Here is a 12233-nt window from a genome sequence, read left to right on the forward strand (position 1 = left end):
GTTACTCTCGACCTTCAGACTGCTTAGGCTTAAGGCGAGGAATGGAAGCCTCCAAATCATTGTTGATCTGGATGATCGTCATGGCGCCAGCAATTCCATCCACAGTGAGCCCTGTAATTGCCTGATACCAGCGAACCTGCTCTTCCGCATCCATTCGTTTGACGCGATCGCTCTCAGCACGGGAATCACTGTGCATATCCGCCAGGTCCATCATTCGCGCACCGATCCAGAGTTGCTCACCACCGCCATTACTGTAGAACCCGTCTCCCGTCAGGTATTCGGGCAAGCGCCAGAGTACCCGATATTCACCGAACCAGTGGCGCTCGATACTGGCAAAGGAAACAGTCTGGTTGCCAGACGGTAGGGCCACCTCTGCCGTATCGCCATCGAATCTGCGGAGCACGACAAAACCGGTGTTGCCGGCCTCATCCTGAAGCTGAAGCATGGCCGGGCGGTCGAGAAATTCCAGGCTTCGGCGGCTGCCCTGTCGATCAAGACACCCCAGCCCGCTTTCTCGGGCCCATTCGCAGGCCACGGGCGCTTCCGATGGCTGGTAGTCCCTTCCCCAGATCCCGAAAAGCACCTGGAACGCCGAAACGGAATCCAGAAGCTGATCCGGTACGGCCAGCTCAGGAGGCCGAGTCGGCTCTTCTGTCGCCGGTAATGGCGCTTCCTCAACTTGTCCGGATTGCTCCTCCACCCTCTCAACTGCCCCTTTCAGCGGCTCTGGCGACGACAGACCTGATGAGACTGCACTGTCGGGAGACCACCGCTCGAACAACCAGGCGGTTCCGATAATGGCCACCAGTATTGACGCGGCAACGATCAGGTACTGTGTTCTGTCAGCGGATCGGCGTGATCGTGAAGGTACGGGACCAATGGAAGCGCCACGCACTTCCTTTGCTGCGTGGCGGATATGATCAGCCGTGATTTCATGTTCACCTTCCGCGTAAGCGCCCAATAGAGCCCGGTCGCTGATCAGATTGATCAGGCGAGGAATGCCCTGACTCTCCCGAAAGAGACGAGTCATCGCACGCTGAGAAAATATGTCGCCGCGCATGCCGGCCACGCTGAGTCGGTAGCGAAGATACGCTGGCAACTCGTCCCGCCCGATGGCGTCGAGGTGGTAGCGTGCGGTTACCCGCTGGTTCAACTGTCGCAACTCCGGCAGCGCCAACATTTCCTGAAGCTCGGGCTGGCCAAGCAGGACAATCTGAAGCAGTTTCTTCTCGGCCGTCTCCAGGTTGGTCAGAAGCCGTAGCTGTTCCAGTACCTCGGCCGACAGGTTCTGAGCTTCGTCAATCATCAGCACTTTGTGGCGCCCAGCCGCATGAGCCTTGAGCAGGTCCTGGTTTATCAGGTCCACCAGTTCCTTGATGGTGGCACTGATCTCATGGGGGATTTCCAGCTCGTCACAGATGGAGGACAACAGCTCCCGGGCAGAGAGTCTCGGATTCAGGATCAGCGCGATATCAACGTTATCCGGTACATTTTCGATAAAACATCGGGAAACGGTGGTTTTTCCGGTCCCCACTTCACCGGTGATCACGATAAAACCACCCTGCCCCTGGACCCCATACATCAGGTGCGCCAGCGCCTCCTTGTGGCGATCGCTCAGGTACAGGTAACGAGGGTCCGGGGCAATGGAAAACGGCGGTTCGCGAAAGCCGAAAAAATCGTAATACATATCAGGACGTACCGGAATCCGCGTTACTGATCAGTCTGAGTTCGGCGGTGCGCCGGTTCTGTTGTTTAAGCCTTCGCACACACCGCTCCAGGGTTTTGGAGATGCGGGCATGGGAGCGGATCATGGAGATCTTGGGCCAGGTGGCGCGTTCGCCCGCCAGAATCATCTGACGCACGTAGGCCGGATCAGGGTTCGCCAGCATCCTGCTGTAGTCCTTGAACGAGTACGAGGGTGCGATAGTGACGTCCCCGGAATAGCGCTGGGCCATAATGGTGTACAACTGGCCCGACATCTGCCTCAGAAGTTCCGGCCGCAGGCGTTTACGGAGGTAATCGAACACCCCCTGGCCGTGGAACTGAATTTCGGACTTCATCAAATGCATCGGCAGGTTGCCAAAAGACAGCTTTTCATCACGACCGCGCTGGCTCAGGAAGGGCACCACATGGGGGTTGGTCTGGCTAACGATGGTGTAGTTCACATCGTACAGGTGCATCAAGCGCTCAATGGGCAGATCGCTCACCACGGAGCCATCCACAAACTTCAGGCGTGGCATATAGGGCAGCGTGTTGCCCTGGATGTCCTTTTTCATCAGGGTAACCGGCGGGAAAATACCCGGAACCGCGGCGCTCGCCAGTACCGCACTCCAGACCATCAGGTAAGGCGACGTATATCCGCACAGCAGGCGAGCCTTCTGGTGAGCCTGTACCGGAGAAACACTCACGTTGATCGAACGGCCAGTACGCTGGTATGCCTCCTCAAAGGTGTATTCGCCAATATTGCCCCGCAGACAGTTGCGAAGCTCTTCCTGATCCATCAGCCCGTCTCCGCGAACGGCACTGAGCAGGCCCCGCCATTTCCAGGCTTTCAGGTTATGGTTTTCCGGCACCAGCATTTCGGGGATTTCCGCGTCAGTATGAACACCGAGAATGCCCGCAATAATGGCGCCGATACTTGAGCCGGCGATAACCTGCGGCAGAAGCCCTTTTTCCCAGAGGGCCTTGATGACTCCGAAATGGAAAACACCAAGGGTAGCGCCACCACTGAGCAAGAGCGCCGGCCGACCATAGCTTGTCAGGGTATCGCGAAAGAACTGCAGCTTGTCGGCAACGGGAAAACCGGGGACGGATTGATCACAGAGGTAATCCAGGGCTTCACACACCTGGGTAATGTATTCTTCGATCAGGTGTTTGGTACCAACGCGGGATCGCGTGTAAAGTGCCGGGTTGCCCATGTTCCCGAGATCGTGGTGCAGTCCCTCCCTCAGGGCCCGCTTCAGGCGTTCGACATCATTCTGTTGGCGATACTGTTTCAGGTTGCTAAGGCGGTCATAAATCAATTCGTAGTGATAGAGATCGGAAGCGAAATCCTCTTTCCACTCGGCGTTACCTTCCAGAAAGTCCAGCTCCAACGCTGCTGCCTTCCAGACTTCATAATTCGGCGCCTCGGCCAGCATCTTCCGGAATTTGGCTATTCTTGGATCCTTCAGCACCGCTGACCTCCTATCAATCCGGATGACGCTCAGAAATCCTCGAGCATCAGGTCCTCATCATCACCGCTGGCAAACGGATCGTTGACCACCTTCCCGTCATTGATCAGGAATTCCCGACGCTGCAGGAAGGCATTTCGAACAAACACGTAACTGTCGCCAGAGATGAAGCTCTCCGCAGGAATCAAATCCGCGCGTTTATCAACAATCTGGAGGGCGCGGGCGTAATAAACTTCCGGACTGTCCACAGTATCCCAAGCGGATGGCAACGCAAAGCCGTCAGTTGCAAACCCGGTCAGGTGCCTTGGCGTGGAAGGCCGGAGAAACGGCAGCATAAGGTATGGCCCCGAACCGACACCCCAGTAGCCCAAAGTCTGGCCAAAGTCCTCGGGCCGTTCAGGCAGGTCAAAGGCGGTTGCCACATCAATCAGGCCACCCAGACCGAAGGTAGTGTTGTAGGTAAATCGACCCACAGCTACGACGGCCGACTCCCCTTTCAGCTGCAACACGCTGTTGGTGAAGTTCCTGAGTTCAGTCAGGTTATTAAAGAAATTGGTAATGCCGCGGTCAACAATCTGCGGGGTAAACGTCCGATAGGCCTGAGCCACCGGTTTCAGGAACCATCGGTCGATCGTTTCGTTGAACGTATACACCTTGCGGTTCCAGTTTTCCCACGGGTCTTTGGGATCAACCGGTACCGAACCTTCGGGAGGCGGTTCCTGCATATTCTGGGCTATCGCCTGACCCGATGGCACAACGGTAGCCAGGGACAACAACAGGCAAAACGTAACAAGCCGGCGCCGGATAAAAAAGTGTTTCATCATCTGCTCTTGGGTTGTTTAATTCGTTTCAATTCGTCGAAAATACCGGCGCTACTTTTTTATTATTAAACCGTTGTTCCGGAGAAACCGATGTCAGTACCGGGAAATCTTGTAAACACGATTACCATGCCCCTTCGCTGGGGAGACATGGATGCATACGGCCATGCCAACAATACAGTCTACTTCCGATTCTTTGAGGAAGCCCGTATTGTCTGGCTGGCCTCACTGGAGCTGGGCGGTCCCGAGGAGCCGACCGGTCCGGTTATTATAAAGACCAGTGCCACCTTTCTAAAGGAATTGAATCACCCGGCAACGGTTGAGGTGAAAACATACGCCGACAAGGCAGGTAACACCAGCCTCGACACCTACCATCTACTGACCGATGTCGATACCGGCGCTGTTTACGCGGAAGGTTATGCGAAGATCGTCTGGTTCGACCGTAAAACACGCTCCTCGGCTCCGCTGCCAGAAACCCTCCGGGCCCTGGCAACGTCTTGAACCAGAGAACGTCTACCGGCGGCGTACCACCACGCTGCCGATGGAATAACCGGCACCGAACGAACAGATAACCCCGAGATCACCACTGACAAGATCGTCCTTGTGTTTGTGGAAGGCGATGATCGAACCGGCGGAGCTGGTGTTGGCGTATTCATCGAGGATGACCGGTGCCTCTTCCTCGGTCGCATCCCGACCCAGCACCTTCCGGGCAATCAGCTGGTTCATATTCAGATTGGCCTGGTGCAGCCACATGCGGCGGAGATCATCCGGGGCCAGAGACAGGCTTTGCAGCTGCTTCTGGATGGTCTCGGCAACCAGAGGCGATACTTCCTTGAACACTTTCCGGCCCTGCTGCACGAAGAGCTTGTCCGGTTTGCCAACGCCTGAATCGTCTGCACGGTTCAGGAATCCGAAATTGTTCCGGATGTTATTCGAAAATTTGGTCTTCAGGCTCGTGCCCAGAATTTCGAACCCCTGCCCCGTACGGGTATCTTCTTCACGCTCAACGAGGATGGCCGTGCAGGCGTCACCAAAGATGAAGTGGCTGTCACGGTCACGGAAATTCAGGTGGCCGGAACAGATCTCCGGGCTGACCACCAGAACGGAACGGGCACTGCCGTTCTCGACAGAGTTGACCGCCGCCTGGAGGCCGAACGTAGCTGAGCTGCAAGCAACGTTCATATCATAGGCAAACCCCTCGATACCAAGCGCTTCCTGAACCTCGATGGACACGGCCGGATAGGCTCGCTGCAGGTTGGAGCAGGCAACGATTACGGCATCGACATCCTGTGCCGATTTGCCCGCCTGCTCCAGGGCCTCACGGCAGGCGGTCACTGCCATGTCGCATTGCACCGAAGGTTCCTCGTTGCTGCGCTCGGGGATATAGGGTTTCATGCGTTTGGGATCGAGAATGCCATCCTTGTCGATCACATGGCGTCGTTTGATGCCGGACGCTTTCTCGATAAAAGAAGAGGACGATGGCTGCAGTGGCGTCACATCGCCGCTGGCGATGGCATCTGCATTCTCGGCGTTGAACAGTTCAACATACTGGTTAAAGGCTTCGACCAGTTCGTCATTATCAATGGTTGCTGGCGGTGTGTAGAGACCGGTCCCGCTAATAACGGCTTTAATCACGCTAACCCCACGTCATGATTGTGAAAACGGGACACCAAGCGTCCCGTTTGGTTAATTCGTTCACCCACTGCCGGAAATACTAACACAGTCTCTGGGTTTTGCCCGTCAGGTATCAGTCACGGGCACCAGTCTGGTGCACACGGTGTTCTCTAAACTCGGGTTTTCTCCCATTGCCGGTCCAGGCGTTTAACCGATACCGTCATCACTGTGCCCAGTTGCTGTGCAAAAAACGATACCCGGAACTCCTCCAGCATCCAGCGGTACAGCACAAGCTCCGGATCTCGAATCCCCTGCCGCTGTTGTTCGTCCCGCTTCACCGCGTAGCGGGACCAGAGGGGCTCAATGGTGTGAAGAAACTCCCGCTCACGGCCCATTTCCCGGGGCATTTTCTCAAGGCGAATCAGAGCGGCCTCAAAATAACGACCAAATTCCGCCAACCACTCTGGCGGCGTTTGCACCAGAAAACCGGGATAGACAAGGTTCTGCAACTGGAACTTCAGGTCGGCCATACTGTTGGCCAGCGCCAGGTTGATTTTGCCTTTTAATTGCTTCGCCACTTTCTGGTAACCGGACATGGCCTGATACAGCCGTTCGTCTGCCTGCTCCAAAGCCGGAATGAAATCACCCCTGTGAGTGTCGAACACCTTGTCGAAATCCTCTGCCGTCCTTGGAATTTCGCCCGCGAGAAAATGCTGCATGGCCGTCGCCAAAAGCAGGTCGTCCAACAAAACTTTTGACTGGCCCACCGGCGCAAACATCAGCGCCGACTGCTTGAAACGAGGCAGTTTGCGTTCAAGATCATCAAGCGTCTTGCCGAACCGGTTGAGGATCAGGCGGGCAATGGCTTTGCGGGTGGTATCTTCAGCGGTCAGCCGATCCAGACAGCGTATCTGGCGCACCTGTTTACCCAGATCCTCCAGGGCCGGATAAACGGTCACCTGCATGCCACCTTTTTCCGTCTGGACCTCTTCCGGCAGTGAACCGAACTGCCATTCGGTGTACTCGCCGCTCGGTTCTGCTGGCGAATCATCCTGTGTTGCCGAGGCCAGTGCCTGCTCAGCCTGACCTTCAAGCTGGTGTTGCAGATCGGCGGTCTCGCGACTCTCAGCAATAGTGCGACCGCCGTCGCCCATGACCCGCAGGTTCATTCGGAGGTGTTTGGGCAATTCCGAGTCGGACCAGGCCTCGGGATCAATCTGCACACCGGTCATGCGGCGCAACTGCTCACCCAGCTGAAGCGTCAGCGGCTCGTTGGAGGGTTGCAGATTCTCAAGAGCCGCATCCACAAAATCGGGTACCGGCACGAAGTTCCGGCGCAGAGCCTTGGGCAGAGATTTCACCAGGGCAATACACTTTTCCCTCAACAGTCCCGGAACCAGCCACTCCAGACGACGGGATGGAATCTGTTTGAGAGCCATCAGCGGAACCTGAAGCGTGACACCGTCTTTTTCGCTGGTGGGTTCGAATTCATAGCTCAGCGGATAACGAACACCCTCCCATTCCAGAAAGTCCGGATACAGGTCGGCGGCCTGGGCATCCACCGGGCGCTGGAGTATGTCAGCTTCGGTGAGTTCCAGTTCCTTTAACTGTTCAACCGACAACCCCTTCCACCAGGTCTCGAAATGCCGACCACTGATAATGTCTGCAGGCAGGCGTTCGTCATAGAAAGCCACCAGTACCTCATCATCAACGAGCAGGTCCCGGCGCCGGGTCTTCTTCTCGAGATTCTCAACCGTATCGAGCATCTCGCGATTACGGGCGATAAAAGGCGCCTTTGACCGGTAATCACCCTCTACCAGCGCCCGGCGGATGAACAGGTTCCTGCATTCCGCCGGATCAACTTTGGCGTAGGGGATGCGGCGCTTGGCAACAATGTCCAGGCCGTAGAGGGTGACCTTCTCGTATCCCATCACCTGGGCACGCTTTTGCTCCCAGTGCGGTTCGAAATAGTGGTGTTTGACGATGTGACCGGCCAGGGGCTCGATCCATTCCGGCTGAATGGAAGCCACCACCCGGGCAAACACCCGGCTGGTTTCCACAATCTCGGTCGCGACGATCCACTTCGGACTCGTTTTGGCCACCTTGGAACCGGGAAAGATCAGCACTTTCCGGTTTCGTGTTGCCAGGTATTCCTTCTTCTCCACTTTCACTGCGACCTGGCCCAGAAGACCGGCCAGAATCGCCTTGTGCAGGGCTTCGTAACTGGCGGCATCTTTGTTCACCGTCAGCTTTTGCTCACGACAGATCAGAGTCAGTTGTCGATGGATATCCCGCCATTCCCGCATTCGCATCCAGCTCAGGAAACTTTTCTGGCAGACCTTTTTGAGCTGATTCTGGGACAGTTCCTGACGCTGTTCTTCGTAGAAGTTCCAGACGTTCAGCAGAGTGACGAAATCCGATTCTTTGTCATTGAACGGTGCATGGGCCTGGTCCGCTGCCTGTTGTTTATCCTGGGGCCGCTCCCTCGGGTCCTGGATACTCAACCCGGCAATAATCACCAGTGTTTCCGCCAGACTGCCCAGCTCTGCGGCCGTGACCAGCATCCTGGCCAGTCTTGGATCAAGGGGCAGCCGGGCCATGGTTCGGCCAAGCCGGGTGACGCGGCGCTTATCATCCACCGCGCCCAACTCTTCCAGGAGCTTGTAGCCATCGTTGACCTGGCGCTTGTCCGGCGCCTCAAGGAACGGGAACTGTCGGATTTCGCCCAGACCTGATGTGGCCATTTGCAGAATGACGGAGGCCAGGTTGGTTCGAAGTATCTCCGGATCGGTGTATTCCGGGCGATTGATAAAATCCGTCTCATCGTAAAGCCGGAAACAGATACCCGGCGCGACCCGCCCACAACGGCCCGCCCGCTGGTTGGCGCTGGCCTGGGAAATCGGTTCTACCGGCAGTCGCTGGATCTTGGAGCGCACGCTGTAGCGGCTGATCCTGGCCACCCCGGTATCGATCACGTAACGGATGCCTGGCACCGTCAAGGAGGTTTCCGCCACGTTGGTGGAGAGCACAATCCTTCGCCCCTTGTGGGACTGAAACACCCTGTTCTGCTCAGCATTGCTCAACCGCGAATACAGCGGCAGCACTTCTGTATGCCGCAGATCCACATGGCGCAACACCTTGCTGAGATTGCGAATCTCACGCTCGCCGGGCAGGAACACCAGAACATCCCCCGGCGGCTGTTTCTGGCTGCGCTCATGCTGCTCAATCTCGTCAAGGGCACCCAGAACGCCGTCCGTCCAGCCCTGATCCCGGTCGTCCTCATCTCCGGTTAACGGTCGGTAGCGCACGTCCACGGGATAAGTCCGTCCGCTCACCTCGATCACCGGCGCCTTGTCGAAAAATTCGCTGAACCGTTCGACTTCGATGGTCGCCGAGGTAATGATCACCTTCAGATCCGGGCGCTTGGGCAGGAGCTGACGCAGATAACCGAGCAGAAAGTCGATGTTTAGACTGCGCTCGTGGGCTTCGTCGATGATGATCGTATCGTAGCGATCCAGAAACCGGTCGTGCTGAACCTCCGCCAGCAGGATCCCGTCGGTCATCACCTTTACCCGGGACTGCTCGGAGGTGTTGTCGGTGAAGCGAACCTGATACCCGATCTGCTGGCCGGTCTGCTCACCGATTTCCTCGGCAATTCGCGCTGCCACGCTCCGCGCCGCGATGCGTCGGGGCTGGGTATGACCGATCAGCCCCCGGATCCCCCGCCCGCTGTTCATGCAGATTTTCGGAATCTGCGTGGTTTTACCGGAGCCGGTTTCCCCGGCAATGATCACCACCTGGTTATTTTCGATGGCCTCACGAATGTCGTCGACCCGTTCGGAAACCGGCAAGCCCTCCGGAAAACTGGCCGGCTTGTGCAATGCGTGTCGCTGCTGCACCTTTTCCAGCCCACGCTCGAGCCATTTCGCCATTTTTTCCAGGTCTTTCTGGTCAGGCTTCCCTTTGGTGCGGGCAACCGTTTTAACGATGCGGGCGCCCTCCTGCTGGTTGCAGGCGTCCAGCTGCTCCATCATGGCCTTCACGGCCGCCTCAGCATCAGGTTTCGGAGTCGGTGTGCTCGGATTATCGGAACGGGTGTCTGTCATTGAATTGCCGGAATAGCGCTCACTCGGATTCGATTGGGCGACAGTCTATCGGGAAAGTCGGTATCTTAAAAACGGAAAAACCCCGCCGAAGCAGGGTTCTCCTTGATCAACTGCTGGAAAGGCTTACTTGTTGTTCGCCTCGTCACGCAGCTCACGGCGAAGGATCTTGCCTACATTGGTCTTGGGCAGTTCGTCCCGGAACTCGAACTGCTTGGGCACTTTGTAGGCGGTGAGCCGCTCGCGACAGAACTCCTTGAGTTCATTTTCTGTCACGCCCTCAGCCGTAGGCACCAGGTAAACCTTGACCGCCTCGCCGCTCTTGGCATCAGGTACGCCAACAGCCGCACACTCGACCACCTTGGGATGGCTGCTCACCACATCTTCAATCTCGTTCGGGAACACGTTGAAGCCCGAGACGATGATCATGTCTTTCTTGCGATCCACAATGCGGATGTAACCGTCTTCCTGGATCAGCGCAATGTCGCCAGTACGCAGGTAGCCATCGTCGGTGAAGGACTTCTGGGTATCTTCCGGACGCTGCCAGTAACCGCGCATGACCTGTGGGCCTTTGACACACAATTCGCCGGGCTCCCCCAGGGGCGTCTCATTGCCCTCTTCATCAATGGTTTTAACCTGCGTGGAAGGAATCGGAAGCCCAATGGTACCGATCTGAATAGCGCTGTGCGGATTGAAGGTCACCACTGGCGACGTTTCGGTCATGCCGAAGCCTTCGCAAATCTCACAGCCGGTTACCCGCTCCCACATTTTTGCGGTGTCGCTGGTCAGCGCCATGCCGCCCGATGAGGTCAGTTTCAGGCTGCTGAAATCCAGGTCCTGGAACTCTTCATTGTTGCAAAGCGCAACGAACAGTGTATTCAGGCCAAGGAACGCGGAGAATTTGTGGTTCTTCAACTCTTTCACAAAGCCCGGGATATCCCGCGGATTTGGAATCAAGACGTTGTGAGCACCCGCCTCAAGCATGATGCCGCAGTTCAGGGTAAAGGAATAAATGTGATAGAGCGGCAGGGGGGCAATCACCACTTCCTGCCCCTCAACCACCATGTCTTCCATCATCGGACGGGTCTGCAGCAGGTTCGCAACCAGGTTACCGTGGGTCAGCATCGCGCCTTTCGCCACACCGGTAGTGCCACCGGTGTACTGGAGCACGGCAATGTCGTCCTGCTTGCACTCAACCGGAGTAAATTTCTCTCGGGCGCCGGCACTCAGTACTGCCGGCAGTTTGTGCGCCTGGGGCAGATTGAAAGGCGGAACCATCTTTTTGACATGCTTGATCACCGCATTCATCAGGGTGCGCTTGATCGGGGAGTGCATGTCCGCTATTTCAGTCACAATGACATGTTCGATGCCAGTGTGCGGCAACACCTTCTCGGCGTTCTCGGCCATGTTGGCCAGAACCACCAGAGCCTTGGCACCGGAATCATTGAACTGATGTTCCATTTCCCGCGTGGTGTACAGCGGGTTGGTATTCACCACAATCAGGCCAGCTCGCATGGCACCAAATACAACCACCGGATACTGGCTGACGTTCGGCATCTGCACAGCAATACGGTCGCCAGGTTTCAGATCTGTTTTGTTCTGGAGCCAGGCCGCGAAGTTACGGCTCTGGGTGTCGAGGTCACGGTAAGTGAGCGTTGCGCCAACAGCACTGAATGCGGGACGGTCAGCAAATTTTTTGACCGACTGCTCGAACACATCCACCATGCTTTTGTACTTGTTCAGGTCCACCTCGCGGGGCACGCCGGCGGGGTATTTATCCTGATAGAACTGCTCAAAATCCATCACCATCTCCTGTTTGGCGCTTTTGATTGTAATGATTTACCGATGTCAAGTTGTTTAAAAAATCAACCCTACAAAAGTATCAGGCTCAAAAAAGTGGGGAGAGAATAGCAGTTTTGTAACCGATGAGGTAGTTTTCGAGACTCTGACCCGAACACCGACCAGAACACCTGTACTTTAATGCCAACAGCACGGAGCACGCGATGAGCGATACCCTTGATACTCTGGAGAATATCACCTACGACGAGCTGAATGAGGGCGACACCGCCACCTTCACGCGCACCCTCACCGAGGATGAACTGGTGCTGTTTGCAGCGGTCTCCGGTGATGTAAACCCGGTACACCTGGACGCCGAATTTGCAGCCGGCTCCATGTTCAAAGAACGGATTGCCCATGGCATGTGGAGCGGCTCCCTAATCTCGGCGGCGTTGGCAACGGTGATGCCTGGCCCCGGCACCATCTACCTCGATCAGAGCCTGTCCTTCAAGCGCCCCGTGAAACTGGATGACACACTCACCGTAAAGCTGAAAGTCCTTCGGAAAGAACCGAAAGGCCGGGTCGTGGTCGAGTGCGATGTTCGCAACCAGAACGATCAGCAGGTGGTCATAGGAGAAGCGAAGGTGATTGCGCCATCGGAGAAGGTTTCTCTGCACAAGCCCCGGTTGCCCAAAATTACCATCGAAAACTGAGTTTCTTGCATCGGGCAGTTCTCACTGACTGCCCGA

The 12233-nt window shown here is 56.4% G+C and carries 8 protein-coding genes; 2 read left to right on the forward strand and 6 right to left on the reverse strand.

Annotation, left to right across the window (positions count from 1 at the left end; genetic code table 11):
• Position 1 precedes the first annotated feature (1 nt).
• The 3 genes from NUW46_RS10910 to NUW46_RS10920 are packed head-to-tail and all read right to left on the reverse strand — an operon-like array spanning position 2 to position 3994.
• On the reverse strand, positions 2–1687 hold the full coding sequence (locus NUW46_RS10910; RefSeq protein WP_418140086.1) for an ExeA family protein: 1686 nt from the start codon (positions 1685–1687) through the stop codon (positions 2–4).
• Between the two features lies 1 nt (position 1688).
• Entirely contained in the window at positions 1689–3176 is a 1488-nt protein-coding gene (locus NUW46_RS10915) for a DUF3336 domain-containing protein (RefSeq protein WP_349343095.1), read from the reverse strand.
• A 29-nt stretch (positions 3177–3205) separates the two neighbouring features.
• Positions 3206–3994, reverse strand: a complete 789-nt coding sequence (locus NUW46_RS10920) for a VacJ family lipoprotein (RefSeq protein ID WP_418142025.1) — start codon at positions 3992–3994, stop codon at positions 3206–3208.
• Between the two features lie 90 nt (positions 3995–4084).
• On the opposite strand from NUW46_RS10920, the gene NUW46_RS10925 reads away from it, so the two are divergent.
• On the forward strand, positions 4085–4492 hold the full coding sequence (locus NUW46_RS10925) for an acyl-CoA thioesterase (RefSeq protein WP_136629432.1): 408 nt from the start codon (positions 4085–4087) through the stop codon (positions 4490–4492).
• Positions 4493–4504: 12 nt separating this feature from the next.
• On the opposite strand, the gene NUW46_RS10930 is transcribed toward NUW46_RS10925, so the two are convergent.
• From NUW46_RS10930 to NUW46_RS10940, 3 genes are all read right to left on the reverse strand, one after another.
• Positions 4505–5626, reverse strand: coding sequence for a beta-ketoacyl-ACP synthase III (locus NUW46_RS10930; RefSeq protein ID WP_349343094.1), 1122 nt, complete (start codon positions 5624–5626; stop codon positions 4505–4507).
• 149 nt (positions 5627–5775) lie between these two features.
• Positions 5776–9711, reverse strand: coding sequence for an ATP-dependent RNA helicase HrpA (hrpA, locus tag NUW46_RS10935; protein ID WP_418140087.1), 3936 nt, complete (start codon positions 9709–9711; stop codon positions 5776–5778).
• Positions 9712–9834: 123 nt separating this feature from the next.
• On the reverse strand, positions 9835–11511 hold the full coding sequence (locus tag NUW46_RS10940; protein ID WP_069183512.1) for a long-chain fatty acid--CoA ligase: 1677 nt from the start codon (positions 11509–11511) through the stop codon (positions 9835–9837).
• Between the two features lie 200 nt (positions 11512–11711).
• On the opposite strand from NUW46_RS10940, the gene NUW46_RS10945 reads away from it, so the two are divergent.
• Positions 11712–12197, forward strand: coding sequence for a MaoC/PaaZ C-terminal domain-containing protein (locus NUW46_RS10945; protein WP_069183511.1), 486 nt, complete (start codon positions 11712–11714; stop codon positions 12195–12197).
• Positions 12198–12233: the final 36 nt, after the last annotated feature.

This window comes from Marinobacter sp. MA, from assembly GCF_048298425.1.
Classification (GTDB): Bacteria; Pseudomonadota; Gammaproteobacteria; order Pseudomonadales; family Oleiphilaceae; genus Marinobacter; species Marinobacter salsuginis.